The sequence below is a fragment of the Acinetobacter sp. P8-3-8 genome (assembly GCF_000214135.1).
GTDB lineage: Bacteria > Pseudomonadota > Gammaproteobacteria > Pseudomonadales > Moraxellaceae > Acinetobacter.
In genome coordinates, this window is record NZ_AFIE01000022.1 from 13,131 (window position 1) to 35,434 (window position 22,304).

Below are 22,304 nucleotides of genomic sequence, written 5' to 3' on the forward strand. Positions count from 1 at the left end.
CATTTTAAATATCTAGTTCACGGATTATTTTATAACAATCAATCATTCTTAGAACTGAACCCTATTCATCTCCAACTGAATAGCATTCATGCAATCAAGTATCCATAAAATGCGTGAGCATGGTTTAATAGCAACCATCATATCACCGTGTTTTTAATGTGTTTTTACAATCCTCAAAATTAACCATTCCGACAGCAACGCATGATTATCCTGAATGGCACAAAGGGCGCGAGCACTATGCACTGTGGTATATTGAAATTCATCAACCTGAACTGATTGCATATTTAAATCAGCTTCGACAACATTTTTCTAATTATCTATTACAACCCAATATTCGTCAGTTTCATATCACCTTATACATTTGCGGATTTTTAAAACAAGATTCTATTCAATATGACGATGATTTTGCACAAGACCAGTTTCAGCAACAATTAACACGATTAGAAAGTATCAATTTTAAAACGTTTAAACTCAGCACAGGGCAAATCAAAAGTTTTGAAAGTGCCTTATTTGTTGAGATATTGGATATTGAAAATAGCCTAAGCAAAATAAGAAAATTATTCTCTAGTTGCCATCAAGAAATTGCCGCACTAAATTATTGTCCTCACATTACATTAGGCTTATATCAAGCAGCATTTGAGTCTGAACAGATTTTCGAAGAAATTTCAGCGATAAAACAAAAAACTTTTGAAATTTCAATTGATCATCTCACTTTTGGGATGTATAAAGCCAAAATTTTACAAGGCAAACTCTATCCCTTGTATCAATATAAATTCGGTCAATACAATGACCAGCCAGCTTTATTTCAGGAGCAAAACACATGTTGCAATTAATATTGGGTGGTGCTCGATCTGGAAAAAGCCGATTGGCTGAACAGACAGCAATTCATTCAGAAAAATCAGTGTTTTATATTGCTACAGCTCAGGCTACTGATGATGAAATGCATGAACGGATTTCACATCACCAGTCACAACGTCCTAGTGAATGGATTGTGATCGAAGAGCCTTTATATTTAGCGGATTGCATACAAAAAATTGATGCAGTAGGGCAAGTGATTTTAATTGACTGCTTAACACTTTGGATGAGCAATTTACTGATGCATTCCGATTCTGATTTACAAATAAATCAATGTCAGAAATTTTTAGCACTGCTTCCACAGTTGCAATCTGACATTATTCTCGTAAGTAATGAAACTGGATTAGGCGTTGTTCCAATGGGTGAAATTACCCGAAAGTTTGTGGATGAATCAGGTCGCTTACATCAACAGTTAGGACAAATTGCCGATAAAGTTGTGTTCTGTGTGGCAGGTTTTCCAATGATTTTAAAAGGAGATAAGCAATGAAGTGGTGGTCAGATGCCTGTAAGGTTGCAAATGCTGATGTAAGAAAACTAGCAGAAGAACGTCAGCAACAATTGACGAAGCCAACAGGTTCACTCTCTGTATTGGAAAATATTGCCATTCAATTAGCCGCTTTACAAAATAATCCACAGCCAAATGTGAATTACCCTTGGATTGCTATTTTCGCAGGTGATCATGGGGTGATGGAAGAAAATATTTCGGCATATCCGCAAGCAGTTACTCGTCAAATGCTACAAAATTTCGCCACAGGTGGTGCATGTATTAGTGTAATTGCAAAAGAATACAGTGCAATTTTACAAGTGATTGATTGTGGTTCAGTCGGTGGTGATTATGAATATGCGGGTGTAGAGCGTCATTGTATTGCTCAAGGGACTGCAAATTTCGCAAAACAAGCTGCTATGACTGAAGAGCAATGCATTCAAGCAATGAATTTAGGTTGTGAAAGCGTAGAAAAAGCCATTGCCAATGGTGCATCTATTTACATTGCAGGGGAAATGGGGATAGGAAATACATGTTCCGCCTCTGCGCTTTCTTGTCTATTATTAAACGAAACTGCTGAGCAGTTAACAGGTGTCGGTACAGGGATTCGTGCAGAACAATTACAACATAAAAAAGATATTATTCAGCAAGCGATTCAATTGCATCAAAACCATGTTGCCGATGATCCATTGAAAATATTATGTGCAGTTGGTGGCTTGGAAATTGCAGCGATGACAGGGGCTTATATTCGCTGTGCGCAGTTGGGTTTAGCCGTTATTATTGATGGTTTTATTAGTACAGTTTCAGCCTTAATTGCAGTTCGTTTAAATCCAGAAGCGCGCCAATGGATGATATTCGGTCATCAATCAGCAGAGTATGGGCATCGTCGTTTACTCGAGGAATTGAATGCTGACCCATTGTTGAAGTTGAACTTACGCTTAGGTGAAGGCAGTGGTGCAGGGGCTGCTTTAGGTATTATCAAGTTAGCATGTAGTTTACATAATAATATGGCGACTTTTGCTGAAGCAGCCGTGATTGGTGAAAAGGTTTAATCGTCGGTTTGGTCATTGGTTTAGTTAAAAGTAAAGTAGAAGAAAAATGACGTTGAGAATTGATTTACTACGCCATGGGGAAACTACACTTGGTCATACTTTGCGTGGTTCTACGGATGATGATTTGACAGCATTGGGGTGGCAACAGATGCAGCAAGCTGTGCAAATCACGGATCAAGACTCAACGTTTCAAACTCTTGGGCAAAAACCTTGGGATATGGTTTTTTCTTCTTCGTTAAAACGCTGTTGTTTATTCGCTGAAGTGATTTCCAAACAGTTCAATATTCCATTGGTCATCGATTCACAATTGCAAGAAATGCATTTTGGTGACTGGGAAGGCGTTGTCATTCAACAGATATATGAAAATGATCCTGAATTATTAGCGAATTTTTGGCAACAACCTACTCAATTTACGCCACCAAATGCAGAAAGCATGCAAAAATTTTCTATGCGTATTCAAAATGCATTACACAATATTCAACAATATATGCTGCAAAAAAATGTACAAAGGGCATTGGTTGTGACGCATGGTGGTGTGATTAAGCTTTTAAAATGTATGGCTACTCAACAACCTTTAGATGATATTTTGAAAATGTCTGCAGAATTAGGGCAGTTGAATTGTTTTCTTTTAGACTATGAAATAATGAAGCTGGAATGGTTGGGAGAGAAAATATGACACCGTTTTTAATCGCTATTCAGTTTCTCACCATATTTCCAATACATCTTAAAGCCATGCCATCCAAGCAACAAAATGCGCAATCATTATTGTTTTATCCTTTGGTTGGTTTGATGTTTGGCGGTATTTTGTATGCTGTGGCATGCGTATTACATGCTTTACCTGTTGTATTGCTCAGTTCAGTTATTCTCGTTATTTGGATTTGGGCAACAGGTGGTTTGCATTTAGATGGTTTAGCAGATACAGCGGATGCATGGGTCGGTGGTTTTGCCGATAAACAACGTACTTTAGCCATCATGAAAGATCCTGCCTGTGGCCCCATTGGGGTACTCAGTTTGATCATCATTTGTGTAATTAAATGGTCGGCATTGTATGTTTTATTAGAAAAGCAGTTATATGCTGCTTTAATTTTATTTCCAGTTTTTGGGCGTTTAGTCCCATTATTCTTATTTTTAACCACAGAATATGTTCGTGATACTGGTTTGGGTTCTGCAATTGCGCAACATATTTCTAAAACTTGGGCCGTTCTGATTTTTGCAATCAGTTTATTGTTCAGTGGTTATTTTGTTTGGGTTGGACTGGTCACAGCCATTATTTTCATCCTAACTTTATTGTATTTGCGGTTTAAATTTATTCAACGCATTGGTGGAATCACAGGTGACACTGTGGGTGCGAGTATTGAGATTACAGAAGCTGTGTGTTTACTCAGTTTTGTGATCGCGAGTGTTTACCTATAAAGCAAAGTTCATTTGAGAAAAACGTTTCTAAATTTGAAAAAAATATAGTGATAAAATGAGTCATTAGACTGACTCATTTTATTTACTCAATTCAGTTATCTATTCAATTCTGCTTTTTATTCAAAAATACTTCACTTAATTAACTACTTATAACTGAATAGATTGATACTTTGGCATCCACGGCTGAGCTGTTTCTAATTGTGTCGCCAATTGTAAAAGTACATCTTCACGTCCGAAAGGTGCAACAAATTGTGATCCGAGCGGTAGATTGTCTTTATTCCAATACAATGGAACAGACATGGCTGGAAGGCCTGTAATATTCGCCAATTGAGTGAAAGGGACCCATTGCAAGTTGTTTTTAATCAGCTGTTCAACCAATTTACCTTTTGCCAATAGATGAGCTTGGTCAACTTTCAGTAAGCCTTTGATAATAGGGACTTGCCATGCAGGTGTTTTGACTTCGCCATTCTTTGGTGCGACAGACGCCGTTGCAGGGAGGAGGAATAGGTCATAATGATCAAAAAAACGATTCATTTGAGTGACGTAAACACCCCAATTATTGAGGTTATTGATATAGTCCACAGCAGATGCTTTTGCGCCAAATGCAGCAATAGCCAATGTATCTAATTCAAAGTGACTGTCTTTGGCATTGAATTTCTGTTTGACTTGATTGACTGTAAATGCGCATTGACTAAACCATGTAGTAATAAAGTCTTTCGCCAACTTCATACCATCAATTTGTGGTTTGGCTTCTTCGACGTGATGCCCCAAAGATTCTAATAATTTCGCTGTATTTTGAACGGCTTGGATCGCATCTTTAGAGACTTTAGTGCCAATAGGAGATTCAGTTGAAAAACCGATCTTTAGGCGTTTCGGTGCTTTCTGTATGAGTTGTAAATAACTTTCTGTTGGACTTTGGATATTAAATAACGATGTATGATCTGAACCTTGTGTTGCATCAAGCATAGCAGCACTGTCACGTACTGATTTGCATAAAACATGTTGCATTGCTGCGCCATGCATGGCTTCACTGATTTGTGGCCCCCATGGTGTCCGTCCTCGGCTTGGTTTTAATCCAAATAAACCGCAATAAGAAGCTGGAATACGAATTGAACCACCGCCATCACTTGCACCAGCAATCGGAACAATACCCGCAGCAACAGCAGAGGCTGAACCACCAGAAGAACCACCACTATTATGTTTTAAGTTCCATGGGTTTTTACAACTTCCCCATGCTTCAGGTTCTGTTACACCTTTAATCCCAAATTCTGGAGAATTGGTTAAACCAAAAGTGATCACCCCTGATTTTTCCCAACGATTGACGATTTCTGAGTTCTCAGTAGCGATATATTTCTTCTTTTTATAAGCATTTGATCCAAATGAAGTTGCAACACCTGCATACTCTTGATGTAGATCTTTAAGTAAAAAGGGGATACCTGAAAATTCACCTGAATTTGAATGTTGTTTAGCACGTTCAATGGCATGTTCATACATGGGGATGACAATGGCATTTATTTTAGGATTGACTCTTTCAGCTTGTTGCATTGCAACTTGGAGGAGTTCTTTGGCTTGAACTTCTTTATTTTGAATGAGTTGTGCTAAACCTAAGCCATCGTATTGAACATATTCTGAAAATTTCATTGCATTCCTTTGCTTTTTACTTTTGTTGAATGGATTGTGATTCAGTGCGAATCAATCTAAGTTAAGGCATTTGTAAATTTTGTGGTACATCTAAAGTACGTTCAAAATTTAAATTACTTTCTAAGCAAAGTCGATTACGTCCTTTTTCTTTTGCTTGATAGAGAGCTTCATCTGCACGTTTTATCAACTGTTGAAACGGTACGCAGTAGGGTAAAGTCTGATAACTCAAACCAATACTGACACTAATGTTTAATTCACGATGATCATCTAAATGAATGGGTGTACTAAAAACACTATTACAAATCCGTTGAGCAATTTTGATACTTTGTTCTAATGTTAAATCTTTGAGTAATATTGCAAATTCTTCACCACCTAGACGACCAAATAAATCATTAGAACGCAGTTGTGCTTTGACTTGTTTAGTAAATTCTTGCAATACAAAATCACCAACCACATGCCCATATTGATCATTAATTTTTTTAAAATGATCTAAATCCAAAGCCAAAATTGTGACACTGTGGGCATGCTTTTTTTCTGTATCTTCTGTGACAGCGCGTTCACTTTGCTCATAAAAAAAACGACGATTCATGGTGGTCGTGAGTCCATCATGATTGGCAAGATATAAAATCTGATGATAAAGCTTTTGACGATTTAAACTGATAATCGTCAGTGTCAGTGGCCCCAAAGCCAGCATGAATAAGCCAATTCGTACGGAAATAGTCGTCGCTAAATAAGCATCAGGTGATTGGGTAATGTAGTAAGCAGTCAAACTGTTATAAAGCAACATGCAGACAATACAGTTAATGATCGAAACGAAGAATAAGTTATAACTCAGTGAAGCCCAAACCAAGGCCGCAATAGGGAACATTATCGCACCTGGACCAATAAAGAAATGGGTCAAAGTGACAGAAACAATCACGGCGATTAAAGGCAGTAAAGTTTTGAACTGAAAAGGTTTCTTATGATATTCGGCAATATAACCTATAAAAGTATTTTTTTCTGGAAAGGCTAAGATAATCGGTAAAAAAGCAATTACATTCAAAATTTCACCTGTCCACCACATGCCAAAGTCAATCCAAATACGATCCATCGACATAAAGGTATTGGGTAAATACGGTACAGTGAGACAAGCAAAGACAGGCGCTGCAAGGCAACCACCAAAAGCACTAATCACAAACAAATAAAGAAAAGTAAGTCCTCTATTGTAGTGTTTATAATTGAGTTTAAAGAGACGAATCAGCGCAAGTGTAACAATAGGGTTGAGTAAATTTGCAATGGTTAGAAATAAGGTGAGTAAAAAATAATTACCTGTAATGAGGTCAGCAGTCATTAAGGCGGTAAAAGCGCCAAGCCATCCACCGACGTTATTTAAGTTTTGAAAGCGTAGAAATAGGCCCAATAACACGGCATTGGCAGGCCAAAAAATAGCAAGAAAGAATAATGGGCGACCGAATATACCAATTAACGCACAAGCGAAAATAATCACTGCAACAATAAAGAAGGCAGTTAAATTTTTTCTAAATGCTTGATTTGAAAATGTTATTCCTGACAATTGACTAACCTGTTGGATTAGAATGATTCATTGATAAAACTATTATATGCAATTAATCAATAAATCGGATTGGTGAGTAATAAGAATATATTTTTTGGTCTATAAATCAATAGTTTTAATCGTTATTTTAGAAATGCTTACAAAATAATGATCTATGGCTGTGAACATTTCATAAATCACTCAGTTTTATAAATCACTCAGTTGTTTGCGTGAAAAATAGTGTTCCTTATCATCTGGCAGAGCTGAGTTTTATGTTTTTAACTTGTATCTCTTAGGTGAGTTTTTTAAATAATCGTTGCCATAAACATTGATGAATTGTCTATAGCTTCTTACTGCATACGGTGATAAAGATTGTTCTTATATGGTTATTTTTGCATGCTTTATTATAAATATATGCTAATTTAGTTTTGATGAAATCTTTATATAGATTAGGTATGAAAAAAACAGCACTGATTATTCCTTTACTGCTTAGTCTTTCAGCACATTCTTTTGCAGATCAAAAAGTTCAACCACAAACGAAAAATAGTACAAATTCGGCGAATTTAATCCGTATTGATACCCGTCCTGAAATTTTAGGTTTATGGGGGATGGAAATTCCAAACAATAAAAAATGCACTGAATATTATAATTTTAGAGGTTCAAATGAAGTTGTAGTTAATAGTGGTAAAGAGTGGTCAATCGGTCTCTATGATTATCAACCATCACCTGATAATACTTTAGAAAAACCACCTGCATTAATTATGCAAATCAAATATGAAAATAACGAAACGGATTGTTCAGGTCGTAAAGAAGATCAATCTGGTGAAGTTACACAATATTTTGTGAAGTGGAATAATCCAAATACAATAAACTTTTGTGCTTCTGAAAAAGGTGACCAATGTTTTGCAACATTACACCGCATATTGCCATGATTAACAGATTTTTATAGTAATAAATAAAATTGAATGCATAAAAAAACCTCTGATCAATCAGAGGTTTTTTTATGCTCAGAAGACTTGCTGATTCTGATTAAGCATCATTTTCATGACCTTGTACTTGTTTAAGCAAATGCTTTTCAAGGTAGTGAATATCCATCGCTTGTTTACAGAATTTTTTATCTTCTAGAATTAAATCTTTATGTAATGGAATATTGGTTTTAATTCCAGTCAAAATCATCTCATCTAAAGCTTGTTTCATGCGAGCAATCGCAGTTTCACGATCTTTACCGTGTGCAATGAGTTTTGCAATCATTGAATCATAATATGGAGGAATGCTATAGCCTTCATAAATATGAGAATCTAGGCGAATACCTGCACCACCTGGCGCATAGAAACTTTCAATTTTACCTGGTGATGGTAAGAATGTCGTTGGATCTTCAGCATTGATACGGCATTCAATCGCATGACCTTTCACTTCAATTTCTTCTTGTTGAAGATTCAGACCTAAACCAGCTGCAATACGTAACTGTTGTTCAATAATATCGATACCTGTGACTTGTTCAGTAACAGGATGTTCTACTTGAACACGAGTATTCATTTCAATGAAGAAAAATTCACCATCTTCAAATAAGAACTCGAAAGTCCCTGCACCACGGTATTGCATCAGTTTACATGCATTTACACATGCTTCTAAGATTTGAGCACGAGCTTCATCAGGTAAACCCGGAGCAGGCGCTTCTTCTAAAACTTTTTGATGACGGCGCTGTAAAGAACAATCACGATCGTATAAATGTACGGCATGACCATTACCATCAGCTAAGACTTGTACTTCGACATGACGTGGCTTTTGTAGGAAACGTTCCATATAAACCGTATCATCACCAAACCACATTTCAGCATCGCGTTGTGCAGCCTGAACAGATTCAAGCAGGGTGTCTACACGTTCAACAATACGCATCCCACGACCACCACCACCTGAAGCAGCTTTTACGATCAAAGGGAAGCCAATTTCTTTAGCTTCAGCCAAAGCATTATTGGTGGTGACTGCATGAGCTGAACCCGGAACTGTTGGAACACCAGCTTTACGCATGGCCATGATTGCAGAAACTTTATTACCCATTAAACGGATATGTTCTGGACGTGGGCCAATGAAAATAAAACCAGAGCTTTCTACAATTTCTGCAAATTCAGCATTTTCAGATAAGAAACCATAACCAGGATGGATGGCATCTGCACCTGTGATTTCAGCAGCAGTAATCAGTGCAGGGATATTTAAATAGCTTTCACTACTCGCACCCGGCCCAATACACACAGCTTCATCACAAAAACGAAGATGCATCAAATCTTTATCGGCATCTGAATAGATACCAACCGTTTTGATTCCTAAAGTTTTGCAAGCTCGGGTAATGCGTAAAGCAATTTCACCACGGTTTGCAATTAAAACTTTTTGCAACATATCAACCCCCGAGGTATTACGCGCGGTAGCGGAATAAAGGTTGACCGAATTGGATTACATCGCCGTTTTTAACTAAAATTTCTTCAACTACACCACTTTGCGTTGCTTCAATTGGGTTCATAATTTTCATTGCTTCAATGATACCAAGAGTTTCACCAGCAGAAACAGTTTGCCCAACATTGACAAAAGGTGCTTCACCCGGACTTGGAGCTGAATAGAATACGCCAACCATTGGAGAAGTCTCTACTGCACCACGTGGCGCAGTTTTAGCTTTAGGTGCTTCTGCGATTGGTGCTGCAAGAGGTGCTACGCCAGCAGCAACCACAGGATTACGGCGAGTTAAAGCAATCGATTGATCTCCTTCTTTCACTTCAATGGCTTGAAGATCAGATTCAATCATCAAATCGATGAGCTTTTTGATTTTGCGAATATCCATGGGTTCGTATTCCTAAATTATGATTGAGTTGAAGATTGAATTTTGTCGATTACGTAATTGAGCGCAAAAGCATAGCCTTTTGCACCTAAACCACAAATTACGCCTACGGCTTTATCCGATAAATAAGAATGATGTCTGAATGTTTCACGTGCGTGTACATTAGAAAGATGGACTTCAATAAAAGGTATGGCTACACCTAGAAGCGCATCACGTACAGCGACAGAAGTATGTGTCAATGCTGCTGGATTTATAATTATAAATTGAACACCTTGTTGCTGTGCTTGATGAATTCGATCAACAACAGCACCTTCCCAATTACTTTGGAAAGTGTCTAAAGATAAGTTTGCTTGCTGAGCTTGTTGGATGAGTTGCTGGTTGATGTCATCCAGTGTGAGGTGACCATAAACCTCTGGTTCGCGCTGTCCTAGCAAATTTAAGTTTGGTCCGTGGATGACCAAAATGGTCGAACTCATTGAGCATGCTCCAATTCAAAAGTTGCAAAAAACTTTGCAAGATGTCTGCAAAGTTTGCATATTATGGCATGTTTTTCTACAAATACTTTATATTTTCTTTGAATTGACGTAGAAAGCTTGTGCCTCGTATGGGCTATATAATGTTAATTTTGTCTGTAAATGGCAATGCTAAAATATGACAAATTTTATATCTGTTTCGTAATGCTTACATTTTAGACCGAATGACCAAACTATTCATTTGATTTGTGTAACAAGCCTATTTGAACGGACGGTAGAGAGAATGCTATTTAATCAAATGGAATAATCAACAAGGCAAGTTGCTTACTCTATTTAACCTTTCTGAATGTTGGAATATTAAATCTTTGAAATAGCACTTAGGGTTGAGCGACTTTTTAGATTTATTTGTGTTTGGATGAGTCATTTGCATGATTGACTAAGTGCTATGCATTGTCAAAAATGCTAAATGTGCAATTATATTCAAGGCATTATCGCAAAACCAACTTATATAATATTGATATAAAACAAACATTTAAAATTAAAATTAAATTGATTTAATAGAGTGGGATAAGTGATTCTAGGTATTAAACCAATAAGCACATGATACATTTTGATTTAAGACACAGTGTATTTTGATGACGTGCAGGATAAAGAAATCAAGTTGCATGCTTATTTTATAAAGTAATGCACTGTTCAATAGTTCGATTAGTCATGTCTTATCCAATGATTTTAATTTTTTGAATGTTGCTGAAGGCGTGTACATGATGGAAGTCATTTAAGCTTAGAATTAAAAATAGCGAAAAGCATACACAATTGACCGTTTAGTTCATTGCTCGTAGGTTTGATGAGCGTGAATCATTTTTTAGAATAGGCATGTGCATTGGCAAAAGTTGAGTCTTTGCAATTATAAATCGTCTTAGAATGCTGTCCGGAGCTTGATTTAGGTAGATTGATATTCTGAATGGATTGGTTTTAAAAGATCAGTTTTAAATCAAAACCATTTTTAATAAGAATAAAAGAATGGCCTTGTAATGAAAAACATCAACGTAAAGCAATACATGACTTATTTACGTTGATGTCGAAAATCAGAGCCATTGAGCAATAAAGGCTTTTATAGATCAGATCTTTATTGCTCAATCATAAGTTAAGCTTTTTTAAAATAGCTGGCTTCTTCAGATTTTGGATAGGTTGTTAAAAGTTTATTTTTATAAACATTTGCCGTTTGTGTATTTTTATTTACATCTTTAGCAATGCTATAAAGTTGGTAAAGTGCGCGTGGGGCTTTGGATGAATTTGGAAATTTTGCAGCCACAATTTCATAGTTTTTCTTCGCTTCATTATAATTTGGCGGATCAATGGCCAAATTGAACTCGGCTAACCAGAAATAAGCATTTCCTGTATAGATACTATTTGGGTTGTTTTTAATAAAATTTTGCATCGGTGCAATGGCTTGTTTCGCGCCACCTTTCTTATAGGCATCAAGTGCGATGGTATAAGCCGCTTTTTCTAAAGCGATTGGATCACTACTATTAATTGTGCTCGATGTTGAAGGTTGTGTCGTGCTTTCAGTAGTTGGTTGTGGTGCAGGTACAGTCGTATTCGTGTCTGTTGGTGCATTGTTTGTAGGTGCATTGCCACCAGTAGCAGGCGCATTTTCGGTTGGCGTTGTTTGCTCACTGCTTTCTGGGTCAAGCTTTTGATTCAATAATTCAAGGCGTTGATCTAAATCGGTATAACGATTTTTCAGTTCTTTGCTTAGCTGGTCAATGGTATTTTCTTGCTCTTCAATTTTCCCACGAAGCTCTCGAATTTGGTTTTCTAATTGTTGATTTTTTTGAATTAAATCCCAACTCATATTGCCTGCAATCGGCGTACCAGCATCTGAAACAACATTTGCAGCAGAGCTGGAATCACTTAAACCACGAGATTCAATAGGAATTGCATATAAAGACGCTGAACTGAGTAAAGCAATAGAAAACAGGGCATGCTTCTTTAGCATAATTTTAGATCCATCAAAGTTAGTTTTTACATATATGCTTAATTAGCGCATGTATGAAAATAAATATTTGTCCTCATTTAAAACGGCTGAAAAGGGAAATGCAAGATGCTTTTACAAACTTCAGCTAATTCTAATCAGAATGTGAATGATTTTTGTATAAAACAACAAGAAGCGTTTTATCCTAATGTTGAAAAGACGATGTTTTAAGATAGTATTTCTCTGTTTTTTGAACAGATTGATGATGAAATAAGCAAATGAATGAATAACTTGAGAAAATCACAATGTTTGGCTTGAAAGAATATAAAAAATCTCTATACTCTGATCTTGCAATGGTAGCCCTGCTGGTGGCTTCGCAATTGTACTCTGAAAACCCCGCCAGGACCGGAAGGTAGCAACGGTATCAGAAATACGATGTGCCGAGGTTTTGCTAGTAGGGTTGCCACCAGTTTCTAAATTATATAAATAAATTATTATTCACCTCTTTTTTAAATATCTTTTCAATCCATTACCTTAATTTAATTTTTCTTATTGCTATCTATTTTTTTAATTGTGATTGTTTTTTTATTTTGTTGTTTAGTCTTATTTTTTATCTATGATCAATTTCTATTTTCATCTATATCATTATTGTTCTTAATCAGTTTCTTTTTTAGAAATTGCTTTCATAATCGCATCCATTTCAAAACCACGATATTGCAAAAAACGAATCTGCTTGGCTTTGATCTTTGGGTCTTTCGCTACTTCGGTACCGTATTTTTTAACCTTGAGTTGATACGCTTGTTCATACCAATCAATTTCAGCTAAATCCTCTTGTACCAGTGCTTTATCTAGTTGTTTACTTCTCAATGCGAGTTTAATACGGTTTGGGCCTTTGCCTTTACGCATCTGACTGCGTACGGTCATTTCAGCAACACGTTGATCACTTTGATAATTATTCTGTGCTAATTCCTCTACTAGACTAATAACTTCGTCTCGGTCTTGAGCATAGGTTATTAACTTTTCAATTAATTCTGCTTTGGAATATTCTCTACGTGTTAGTACTGCAAAAGCATAGGAACGTAGGCGAGTGCCTGTTAAACCTTGAGGTTTTGGAGTGGCTTCTGTTTCGTCATCTGTGAATGCTTTTTGAAGCTCTGCATCGTCAATATCTTGATATTGTGTCTCTGTTTGATGATGGGTTTGATCGGGTTGTTGTTTGCCAAATTGCTGTTTTAATTTTTCATAATCGAGCATTTTGGGAAAGTTTGGATTAGACATCTTGGGCTTTACTATTTCAAATAAATTAATGAATAGAAGCTTATTTTAACAGTATTGTGAATTGGATATGGCTTTTTATTTTTATCACGTTAAAAGGTTTTGTTAGTCGCGTATCAATATTTATTTACACTATAAGATTTTTAAAATTTATCTATAAAAACCACACTAAAAAACGCCCCGAAAGGCGTTTAATGTATTCAATGGATATCGATATTAAACTTCTAAGAAATCAGGTTCTTCTTCATCTTTCTCATCCGCTGGTGCTGCAATCGCTGTAGTCAAAAGCTTTTCACGAATCATACGATCAAGATCTTGCGCCAATTGAGGCTTTTCTTCTAAGTGACGAATGACGTTGTTTTTACCTTGGCCAATTTTATCGCCTTGATAAGAGTACCAAGCACCTGCTTTTTGTACCAATTCTTGCGCTACAGCAAGGTCAACCAACTCACCTAAGTGATTTACACCTTTGCCATACATAATTTGGAATACAGCTTCTCTAAATGGAGGTGCCATTTTGTTTTTAACGACTTTAACGCGAGTTTCAGAACCCACAATTTCATCGCCTTCTTTAACTTGACCAATACGGCGAATGTCTAAACGTACAGAGGCATAGAATTTCAGTGCATTACCACCCGTTGTAGTTTCTGGGCTACCAAACATGACACCAATCTTCATACGGATTTGGTTAATGAAAATCACCATACAGTTTGAACGTTTGGCATTACCTGTAATTTTACGCAATGCTTGGCTCATCAAACGTGCTTGTAAGCCCATATGTGAATCGCCCATTTCGCCTTCAATTTCAGCTTTCGGGGTTAGTGCAGCAACAGAATCGACAACGATCATATCAACAGCGCCAGAGCGAACTAACATATCTGCAATTTCAAGCGCTTGTTCACCATGGTCGGGCTGTGAAACAAGCAGATTGTCAATATCAACCCCAAGTTTACGTGCATATTGTGGATCTAAAGCATGTTCGGCATCAATAAAAGCACATGTTCCGCCAGCTTTTTGACATTGTGCAATCGCTTGAAGTGTCATGGTTGTTTTACCCGAAGATTCAGGGCCGTAAATCTCTACGATACGACCTTTCGGTAAGCCACCAATACCCAGTGCGATATCAAGCGTTAAAGAACCTGTAGATACAGCTTCTACGGCTTGAACAGTATTGTCGCCAAGGCGCATAACTGTATTTTTACCAAACTGCTTCTCAATTTGGCTGAGTGCCGCATTGAGCGCTTTGCTTTTGTTATCATCCATCTCGTAAACCTCAAACGATGTAATATCACTAATATCTTAAGTGGATGTGATTAAATTTGATCTTTCGTCCACGGCAGTAATAGTGACAGAAATTAAAAATCTGTTCTATGTTTAAATTTATTTGTGCGACATGAAATGTCGCGATAGACCAAAACGAATTTCAGTCATCATCATAAGACCAGCTTTGGTCAAATTGTTGATCATTTTCTTGTTTAAATTTATGAATTTCACGTCGATCTTTTTTACTTGGTCGATGATCAGGTCGGGCAAGATTATGCAATTTTCTTTGGGTTGAAATCAACTCTCTACGTGCAATACTGACTTCAGTTTCTTCGTAAAGTTGTTGTGCAATTGGAGCACCACCACGTACAGCAGAAAGTGCTTTAATCACCACAGTTTTTCGGTCAAAACCTTGTTGTATGGTGAGTTCCATACCGACGCGAATTTCTTTAGACACTTTAACGCGTTCATTATTGTGATGAACTTTACCACCTTCAATCGCATCTTTAGCGATTGAACGTGTTTTAAAAAAACGTGCAGCCCAAAGCCATTTGTCTACACGCATTGATTCTACAGGTGGGTGATTAGGCTGTTTTGACATCGACATCCTTATTTTGAATTTGCTCTAGTATAGGTAAAAGCTCAGTTAAATCATTGATCGCAGGAAATTCAAGCTCTAATGCATGGCGTGGCGCACGTAAGCTTGAAGGTTGAGTAATGGTAACCAAATGGGCTATTCCAAATTTTGCAGCACCGTTTAAAACAGGTGCAGTATCATCCACTAAACATGCATTTTGTGGGTCAAAAAAATGTTTAGTTTGTAGGATTTGCCAAAACTCGACAAACTCTTTGGAGTAGCCAATTTCTTCACTGCTGATCATGACTTCAAAATAAGGGCTTAAATCAACATTTTCAAGTTTAAGTTTTAACCCTGCGCAATCTGCATTGGTGAGTAACCAACAGCGATAACCTTGTTGTTGTAAAGACTTTAATAGCTCAAAACAACCTATTCTTGGGGCAATTTTGTCTTTAAAGTCATATTGTAGTTGTAATACATCTACACCAACTTTTTCAGTCCAGTAGGTAGATGAATACCAAGATAGTGTATGCTTATGCTGTTGATAGAAATCAGACAGAATGGAATGACTTTGTTCCAATGAACATTGGTATGTTTCTGCATGACGTTCTGGAAGTTTGGTATTCCAGATCAAATCATCAAAAGCTAAATCGAGTAGTGTGCCGTCCATATCAAAGAAGATAATCGGCTGAGTAGAATCAGACATAAAATAGGTTTTTAATCAATGTTTATTACAGTTCCTGCACCGCAAGATGAACAAATTTTAAAATTAGTTCCGATTTTGGCGCATGCAAGTCAAATCTTGTTAGAAGAATACCAAAATTATTGTGCAGGGCGTGAGTTTAATATTGATGAAAAAGATGATCATTCGCCTGTAACGCAAGCTGATTTAAGAGTAAATGATTATTTAATCAAACAGTTGGCACTACTTACACCTGATATTCCTGTTTTATCGGAAGAAAGTGATAATTCTCAACGTCACGAGTGGAAAGTGTGTTGGATGTTAGATCCTTTGGATGGAACTAAAGAATTTATTCATGAACGTGATGAATTCACAATTAATTTAAGTCTCATTCAAGAGCATCAAACTTTACTTTCAATTATTGCTGTGCCTACTGAACAGGTGATGTATATCGGCTATTTAACGGAATTGCCTTATAAATATTCCTTTATTCGAGAAAGTTGGGAGCGTTATTGTAAATATAAAAATACAGAAACGGATGCTATTCAAGTTGGCTTAAGTCATAGCAGTAAAAACCCAAAATATCAGCAATATATTGATTATATTGAACAAGAAATACCTGTTATTCGCCGTGAGGCGGGCAGTGCTTATAAATTTTGTATGATGCTTGAAGGTGAAATTGATATTTATCCACGCTTTCACCCTACATCAGAATGGGACACCAGTGCAGGGCAAGGCTTATTAGAGAGTATTGGTGGTGGGTTACTGAGTTTGGATGCTGTGCCTTTTACTTATAATCAGCGTAGTACTGTTTTAAATGATGGTTTTATTGCTTATAGAAATGCAGAGAATAAAGATATTGCATTGGAAGCATTATCTAATGTTAATTTATAGTCTGTTGTTGTCTATCGTGATATAGAGCTAAAGCATTAAATTTGATGAGATTATCCGTTTTATTGCAAAGCGCCGATTTTAGATTTGATTGAGAGTTTTGTCTCACATGGTATAGTGGAGCAGTATAGATAAGAGTTGTAATTGAATATGGCCTTAGAGTTATTGCCAAAGAGTATGCTGAAAGCAATTGATTTATTGCCTGATGCAAATACCCCAGTGACATTATTTACTCGACATTCGATCCGTGAAGTGGTCAATGGTCAGGGTTTGTCGGGTTATGATTTGCAATTGACTTCTGAAGGTCGTGATTTGGCGCAAGCTTGGGGTTCATACCTGATTGATCATACCGACCGTATTATTCAACATTGTATTTCGAGTCCAATTCAACGTTGTGTAGATACTGCTGCTTTGATGATTCAAGGAGCTGATGCAATTCTACCTGATAATAATACACATCATATTGAAATCGTTGAGAAAGGCTTATTGGTTGAACCGGGAAGTTTTGTGCTCGATATTAAACAAGCAGCACCATATTTCCGCAAACAAGGTGCTTTAGGTTTTATCAATAGTTTCGTGAATAATACCTTACCTGGTATGAAGCATCCAATTACTGGTGTGGTTGATGTACTTGAATTGATTTACGAAACGCATCCGACTGGACAGAATCAGCTAAGTCTTGCTGTGAGTCACGATACAATTCTCGCCGCAATTATTGCGGTTATTTCTAAGCGAACTCAGATCAAACAAAGTGATTGGCCTGAAATGATGGAAGGCTTATTTGTGTGGTTTGAAGGTGATAATTTTGCAGATTGTCATTTGAAATGGATTTGGCGTGGCGAAAAGGGTGATCTTTCGATTCGAGAATTTGATCAGCCACAATGATTTAGAAATGTGTATAGATATATTGAGTGACTATTTTTCGTCATACATTAAACCATTGTGAATGTATTTAAGCTGAGTTAAGCAAAGTATTCGATGTTTTTGATTGTTTTATCATTCATTAGAAAATAGTTATAAGAGAATGATTTTATCTTTAAAATTTTTAGCTTTGTGATGTGACTGAATTTTGATGTTATGAATAGATGTTATGAATATGCGACGAAAAATAGATACAAAAAAAGCCCTAAACTAGGGCTCTTTTTTATGCAACAACTTAGTTAGCTAAAGCTTTAACTTGTGCATTTAAACGGCTCTTATGACGAGCAGCTTTGTTTTTATGGATGATACCTTTATCAGCCATACGGTCGATTACTGGAACAGCTTTTTTGTAAGCATCAGTAGCAACAGTATAGTCACCAGCAGCAATAGCAGCTACTGTACGTTTGATATAAGTACGAACCATAGAACGTAAGCTTGCGTTGTGTTTACGTGCTTTAACGTTTTGTTTAGCACGTTTTTTTGCTTGAGCAGAGTTTGCCACTCGTGCACTCCTTGAAATAGATTGGTCTGGGCGGGCTGAAATCACATCTGAAAACCTACATCAGAGAATTTTCACCAGCCCGTAAACAAGTGCCATATTGTGATTAAAACCAGCTCCAAAGTCAAGTCTTGGCTTGCTTTGGCTACATTATAGATGCAGAAAAATTTTAAATAAAACGTTAGATTACTCATTAAGTTAGGGAGATTGTTTAAAAAATGACTAAATCAATTAAAAGTGCAATTGTAATTGGAGCAACAGGTTTGGTGGGGAAAGCTTTGATTGAGCTACTTCAGCAAAATCCAAATTGTGAAAAAATTACCGCTATTGTAAGACGTGAGTCAGCAGACTTTAAACATTTAAATAAAGTTGAGCAATTTGTCCTAGAAGACTTTTTATTGCTCAATGACCAAGACGTGAGTGGCTATAGCCATGCATTTAGTTGTTTAGGCTCAACCATTAAAAAAGCAGGTTCAAAAGAAGCTTTCTATAATATTGATTTTGAAATGAATGCACACTTCGCTGATTTACTTGAAATGACAGGAACGCATTTTGTACTGGTCAGTGCCTTGGGCGCAAATGCAGGCTCACCTATATTTTATAATAAAGTGAAAGGGGAGCTAGAACAATATATACAAAAGCTTGATCTATATCGGGTTTCTATTGTTCGTCCATCCTTATTATTAGGTGAGCGTCAAGAGCAAAGAACGCTTGAAGATGTGATGCAAAAATTTTATCAAAAGGTTTCGCATTTGGTACCCAATTCATTTAAATATAAGCCAGTGACAGCGGATCAAGTGGCTCATACTATGGTCGATGTGGCGCAAACGCAGACTGAAAAGTTTGAAATATATGATAATTTACGCATACAAAATGCCAAATAATGGAGAATTAAAGTGACGACAGTCCCATTTGTAACTTGTGATTTATTAGATGACAATCCAGAGAAGGATATTCAAACCTTAATTCCATCGATGGATGGTAAATTTTTCAGAAGTTATGGCGCACGTAAAACATTTGGTGGTCAAATCGTGACTGTAAAATGTTTTGAAGACAATTCACGAGTAAAAGAATTATTAGCAACAGATGGAGCTGGTAAGGTTTTAGTTGTAGATGGTGGTGCATCTATGCGTTGTGCATTGATGGGCGATATGATTGCTGAATCAGCTGTTAAAAATCACTGGAATGGTGTTGTGATTTACGGCTGTGTCCGTGATGTGGATGCATTGGCAGAACTTGATCTGGGTGTGCATGCATTGGCTGCAATTCCACAAAAAAGTAATCGCAAGGGTATAGGTGAAGTTGATGTTGCCTTGTATTTTGGCAATGTAAGCTTCAATTCTGGTGATTATCTGTATGCAGATAACAACGGAATCGTAGTTGCAAAAGAAAAATTAGTCGATTTATAAGATTAGGCAAATCATAAGGACAATAAAATGGTGCACCATCAAATTAAAGTTGTACAAGCATTACTTTCAAGCCTGACAGCGGGTGGTCGAGGCGTTTCAGGGACAGCATTTCCGAATCAACCTGAAAAAGCATTAAAGTTGTATGAATTTGAAGGTTCACCATTTTGTCGTCGTGTTCGTGAAGTTTTGACTTTATTAAACCTTGATTACGAAGTGTATCCATGTCCTAAAGGTGGAACGAAATACCGTAAAATTGTGAAAGAACAAGGCGGTAAATTACAGTTTCCTTTCTTTGTGGATGAAAATACAGGTGAAAAACTGTATGAATCCAAAGCCATTGTGAATTATTTATTTAAACACTACGGTAAAACGGGAAAAACACCAGAGAAATATTCGAAGTATCCAAAATATCCGAGAGTGGCATTGGTTGGAACAATCATCAATGGAGCACGTGGTGTGTGGATAGATAAAAAAATTATCAATCGTGAAGCACCTGAGCAATTGTTGGAATTGTGGGGTTTTGAGGGAAGTCCTTATTCACGTATCATTCGTGGCGTACTTACAGAATTAGAATTACCTTTTAAATTACATAATGTTGCTAAAGAACGTTGGCAAGATATGGGGCCTGCGGTACTGCGTTTAAAACCGGGTAAATACGAACCATTGAAAGGTGGAAAACGTGAAAAAACAATTCCGATCATGGGGCGTAAGAAAAAAGATATTCAAGTGCCATATTTAATCGATCCTAATACTGGAACACATTTATTTGAATCGGAAGCGATTGTAAAATATTTGCAAAAACAATATGGCGCATAACTTTGTGCATATATTGATTGTATTGGAATATTTATGTTGAAAATAGAAGCATCTGAAAAGATGCTTTTTTATGGTCAATGACTGAAAAATCATTTTATTTATGCTCTATTAGATTTACACAAGGTTGGAAGCAGTTTGGAATAAATCTTTTTAGAGATTGTTTTGAATACTATTTTGAATATTAAGTCACACTAAATCATAAGATTGCTTATGAATAGTTACGGTTATTGACAAAATTTTAGTGAGATTATGATAAATTGACAAAAATATTATCAATTTAGGGATGTTTATATGACTACAACTCGAATTCAACCTGTAATCAGCCGTCCTGGTGAGAATGCATTATTTATTGTTTTGGGCTTAAAGCAAGGTGCAGAGGTTGTAGATACTGTTATTGATTTTTCAGCTAATTTTTCAGCATTAACCCGTAGTTTAACCAATCGTTACCCTGATGCTCAATTTAATGCAACGATGGGTTTTGGTTCAGATGCATGGGATCGTTTATTTCCAGAAGAAGCTAAACCTAAAGAATTAGAAACTTTCCAAGAAATAAAAGGCCCTAAATATACGGCTGTTTCAACTGCGGGTGATTTATTTTTCCATATTCGTGCAGACCGACAAGCATTGTGTTTTGAGTTGGCCAGTATTATTCAAGAACAATTACAAGATGTAACCACGCCAATTGATGAAGTCCACGGCTTCCGTTATTTTGATGGTCGTTCAATTATTGGTTTTGTAGATGGTACTGAAAACCCTGAACATGAAATTGCTGCCGAATATGCATTGGTTGGTGATGAAGATACTGAATTTAAAGGCGGAAGTTATGCTTTTATTCAAAAATATATGCACGATATGGAAAAATGGCGTGCATTGAGTGATGAAGAACAAGAAAAAGTGATTGGGCGTAAGAAATTTAATGATGTTGAGTTAGGTGATGATGTTAAACCGAAAACTGCACATAATGTGGTGAGTAAGGCACATGACGAAGATGGAAATGAATTGAAAATCATGCGTGCAAATATGCCGTTCTCATATCCTTCAAGAAATGAGTATGGAACTTTCTTTATCGGTTATGCACGTAAATTCAGTGTGACACGTCAAATGTTACAACATATGTTCCAAGGCGATGCTGAAGGTAACTTGGACAGTTTATTGGATTTTAGTACAGCAAAAACTGGAACTTTGTTCTTTGTACCGACTGTCGATTTCCTAGATGATTTGGGTGATGATTAATTTGATCATTTTCTAAAAATATTACACATTGTTTTAATATTGAAGGATGCGAAGTGCATCCTTTTTTATGCTCAGATGAAATTTTGATATGATGCTTAAAGCATTGATTGAGGATAAGTGAAAATGTTGAATAAGCTTGTAGAACTATTTAAAGGCAATAAAGAAAGTGCTGAACATGTTTTTCTACGAGAAAATAATATTCAGATTGATGCTGAAAAAGGCTATATCGTAGATGGCATAGTTGTGAATGAGTTATCTGAACGACTGGAATACTTTTCCAATCGTAAATTAACAGATTTTGATGATTTAGAAGCGTTGTTTTATAAAGCGATTTTGATTAATGAAAAAATTGATTTAGAAATTGCTTCACAGCGCTATGTCGCAAGACTGGGCAATACAGAAGAAAACTTGAAACAATTGAAAACGATTATTCAAAAACTTAATGATTATTATAAAGAATTTAAAAGAGCAAGATAAAATATGAATC

24 protein-coding genes and 1 other RNA gene are annotated in these 22,304 nt (G+C 36.5%); 14 read left to right on the plus strand and 11 right to left on the minus strand.

Annotated elements, in window-relative coordinates; translation table 11 throughout:
- Window positions 1–158 precede the first annotated feature (158 nt).
- From GGG_RS0110560 to GGG_RS0110580, 5 genes are read left to right on the plus strand one after another with little or no spacing between them, the layout of a single operon-like run.
- On the plus strand, window positions 159–833 hold the full coding sequence (locus GGG_RS0110560; RefSeq protein WP_010114724.1) for a 2'-5' RNA ligase family protein: 675 nt from the start codon (window positions 159–161) through the stop codon (window positions 831–833).
- Window positions 821–1,342: a bifunctional adenosylcobinamide kinase/adenosylcobinamide-phosphate guanylyltransferase gene (gene cobU / locus GGG_RS0110565; RefSeq protein WP_010114725.1), complete on the plus strand. Its 522-nt coding sequence runs from the start codon at window positions 821–823 to the stop codon at window positions 1,340–1,342. The genes GGG_RS0110560 and cobU overlap by 13 nt, the downstream gene beginning before the upstream one ends.
- Window positions 1,339–2,391: a nicotinate-nucleotide--dimethylbenzimidazole phosphoribosyltransferase gene (cobT, locus tag GGG_RS0110570; protein WP_010114727.1), complete on the plus strand. Its 1,053-nt coding sequence runs from the start codon at window positions 1,339–1,341 to the stop codon at window positions 2,389–2,391. The genes cobU and cobT overlap by 4 nt, the downstream gene beginning before the upstream one ends.
- Before the next feature lie 46 nt (window positions 2,392–2,437).
- Window positions 2,438–3,067, plus strand: a complete 630-nt coding sequence (locus GGG_RS0110575) for a histidine phosphatase family protein (protein WP_010114729.1) — start codon at window positions 2,438–2,440, stop codon at window positions 3,065–3,067.
- A complete protein-coding gene (locus tag GGG_RS0110580; RefSeq protein ID WP_010114730.1) occupies window positions 3,064–3,804 on the plus strand; it encodes an adenosylcobinamide-GDP ribazoletransferase in 741 nt (246 codons plus the stop codon). Before GGG_RS0110575 ends, GGG_RS0110580 begins: the two co-directional genes overlap by 4 nt.
- Before the next feature lie 147 nt (window positions 3,805–3,951).
- Here GGG_RS0110580 and GGG_RS0110585 read toward each other — a convergent pair whose 3' ends face one another.
- Both GGG_RS0110585 and GGG_RS0110590 read right to left on the minus strand, forming a co-directional pair.
- Window positions 3,952–5,445 (minus strand): amidase, encoded by a 1,494-nt coding sequence (locus GGG_RS0110585; protein ID WP_010114732.1) that lies wholly within the window; start codon window positions 5,443–5,445, stop codon window positions 3,952–3,954.
- Window positions 5,446–5,506: 61 nt separating this feature from the next.
- The gene (locus GGG_RS0110590) at window positions 5,507–6,997 is read right to left on the minus strand and encodes a GGDEF domain-containing protein (protein WP_010114733.1); all 1,491 of its coding nucleotides are present in this window, start codon (window positions 6,995–6,997) and stop codon (window positions 5,507–5,509) included.
- Window positions 6,998–7,431: 434 nt separating this feature from the next.
- Between GGG_RS0110590 and GGG_RS0110595 the strand changes: the two genes are divergently transcribed.
- Entirely contained in the window at window positions 7,432–7,908 is a 477-nt protein-coding gene (locus tag GGG_RS0110595) for a hypothetical protein (protein ID WP_010114734.1), read from the plus strand.
- 97 nt (window positions 7,909–8,005) lie between these two features.
- Here the strand turns inward: GGG_RS0110595 and accC are convergent, their stop codons facing one another.
- From accC to GGG_RS0110615, 4 genes are all read right to left on the minus strand, one after another.
- On the minus strand, window positions 8,006–9,370 hold the full coding sequence (gene accC, locus GGG_RS0110600; protein WP_010114735.1) for an acetyl-CoA carboxylase biotin carboxylase subunit: 1,365 nt from the start codon (window positions 9,368–9,370) through the stop codon (window positions 8,006–8,008).
- Window positions 9,371–9,386: 16 nt separating this feature from the next.
- Window positions 9,387–9,806, minus strand: coding sequence for an acetyl-CoA carboxylase biotin carboxyl carrier protein (gene accB, locus GGG_RS0110605; protein ID WP_010114736.1), 420 nt, complete (start codon window positions 9,804–9,806; stop codon window positions 9,387–9,389).
- A gap of 17 nt (window positions 9,807–9,823) precedes the next feature.
- Window positions 9,824–10,279 (minus strand): type II 3-dehydroquinate dehydratase, encoded by a 456-nt coding sequence (aroQ, locus tag GGG_RS0110610; protein WP_010114738.1) that lies wholly within the window; start codon window positions 10,277–10,279, stop codon window positions 9,824–9,826.
- Window positions 10,280–11,420: 1,141 nt separating this feature from the next.
- A complete protein-coding gene (locus GGG_RS0110615) occupies window positions 11,421–12,278 on the minus strand; it encodes a YbgF trimerization domain-containing protein (RefSeq protein ID WP_029574539.1) in 858 nt (285 codons plus the stop codon).
- 336 nt (window positions 12,279–12,614) lie between these two features.
- On the opposite strand from GGG_RS0110615, the gene ffs reads away from it, so the two are divergent.
- Window positions 12,615–12,711: signal recognition particle sRNA small type (gene ffs, locus GGG_RS20660), an RNA gene on the plus strand.
- Between the two features lie 194 nt (window positions 12,712–12,905).
- Here the strand turns inward: ffs and GGG_RS0110620 are convergent.
- From GGG_RS0110620 to GGG_RS0110635, 4 genes are all read right to left on the minus strand, one after another.
- Window positions 12,906–13,529, minus strand: coding sequence for a regulatory protein RecX (locus GGG_RS0110620; RefSeq protein ID WP_010114742.1), 624 nt, complete (start codon window positions 13,527–13,529; stop codon window positions 12,906–12,908).
- 213 nt (window positions 13,530–13,742) lie between these two features.
- Window positions 13,743–14,789 carry a recombinase RecA gene (recA, locus tag GGG_RS0110625; protein ID WP_010114744.1) on the minus strand — a complete coding sequence of 349 codons (1,047 nt, stop codon included), beginning with the start codon at window positions 14,787–14,789 and terminating at the stop codon, window positions 13,743–13,745.
- A 160-nt stretch (window positions 14,790–14,949) separates the two neighbouring features.
- A complete protein-coding gene (locus GGG_RS0110630; protein ID WP_010114745.1) occupies window positions 14,950–15,390 on the minus strand; it encodes an RNA-binding S4 domain-containing protein in 441 nt (146 codons plus the stop codon).
- On the minus strand, window positions 15,374–16,072 hold the full coding sequence (locus GGG_RS0110635) for an HAD hydrolase-like protein (RefSeq protein WP_010114747.1): 699 nt from the start codon (window positions 16,070–16,072) through the stop codon (window positions 15,374–15,376). The genes GGG_RS0110630 and GGG_RS0110635 overlap by 17 nt, the downstream gene beginning before the upstream one ends.
- An 18-nt stretch (window positions 16,073–16,090) precedes the next feature.
- Between GGG_RS0110635 and GGG_RS0110640 the strand changes: the two genes are divergently transcribed.
- Window positions 16,091–16,942 carry a 3'(2'),5'-bisphosphate nucleotidase CysQ gene (locus GGG_RS0110640; RefSeq protein ID WP_010114749.1) on the plus strand — a complete coding sequence of 284 codons (852 nt, stop codon included), beginning with the start codon at window positions 16,091–16,093 and terminating at the stop codon, window positions 16,940–16,942.
- 147 nt (window positions 16,943–17,089) lie between these two features.
- Window positions 17,090–17,824 (plus strand): histidine phosphatase family protein, encoded by a 735-nt coding sequence (locus GGG_RS0110645; RefSeq protein ID WP_010114751.1) that lies wholly within the window; start codon window positions 17,090–17,092, stop codon window positions 17,822–17,824.
- A 271-nt stretch (window positions 17,825–18,095) separates the two neighbouring features.
- Here GGG_RS0110645 and rpsT read toward each other — a convergent pair whose 3' ends face one another.
- Window positions 18,096–18,362, minus strand: coding sequence for a 30S ribosomal protein S20 (gene rpsT / locus GGG_RS0110650; RefSeq protein ID WP_010114753.1), 267 nt, complete (start codon window positions 18,360–18,362; stop codon window positions 18,096–18,098).
- A 215-nt stretch (window positions 18,363–18,577) separates the two neighbouring features.
- On the opposite strand from rpsT, the gene GGG_RS0110655 reads away from it, so the two are divergent.
- The 5 genes from GGG_RS0110655 (at window position 18,578) to GGG_RS0110675 (ending at window position 22,294) form a co-directional block, all read left to right on the plus strand.
- Window positions 18,578–19,243 carry an NAD(P)H-binding protein gene (locus GGG_RS0110655; protein WP_010114755.1) on the plus strand — a complete coding sequence of 222 codons (666 nt, stop codon included), beginning with the start codon at window positions 18,578–18,580 and terminating at the stop codon, window positions 19,241–19,243.
- A gap of 12 nt (window positions 19,244–19,255) precedes the next feature.
- A complete protein-coding gene (rraA, locus tag GGG_RS0110660; protein WP_010114757.1) occupies window positions 19,256–19,768 on the plus strand; it encodes a ribonuclease E activity regulator RraA in 513 nt (170 codons plus the stop codon).
- A 27-nt stretch (window positions 19,769–19,795) separates the two neighbouring features.
- The gene (locus GGG_RS0110665; RefSeq protein WP_010114759.1) at window positions 19,796–20,584 is read left to right on the plus strand and encodes a glutathione S-transferase N-terminal domain-containing protein; all 789 of its coding nucleotides are present in this window, start codon (window positions 19,796–19,798) and stop codon (window positions 20,582–20,584) included.
- A gap of 291 nt (window positions 20,585–20,875) precedes the next feature.
- Window positions 20,876–21,817 (plus strand): Dyp-type peroxidase, encoded by a 942-nt coding sequence (locus GGG_RS0110670; RefSeq protein WP_010114760.1) that lies wholly within the window; start codon window positions 20,876–20,878, stop codon window positions 21,815–21,817.
- Between the two features lie 123 nt (window positions 21,818–21,940).
- Window positions 21,941–22,294 carry a hypothetical protein gene (locus GGG_RS0110675; protein ID WP_010114762.1) on the plus strand — a complete coding sequence of 118 codons (354 nt, stop codon included), beginning with the start codon at window positions 21,941–21,943 and terminating at the stop codon, window positions 22,292–22,294.
- Window positions 22,295–22,304 lie beyond the last annotated feature (10 nt).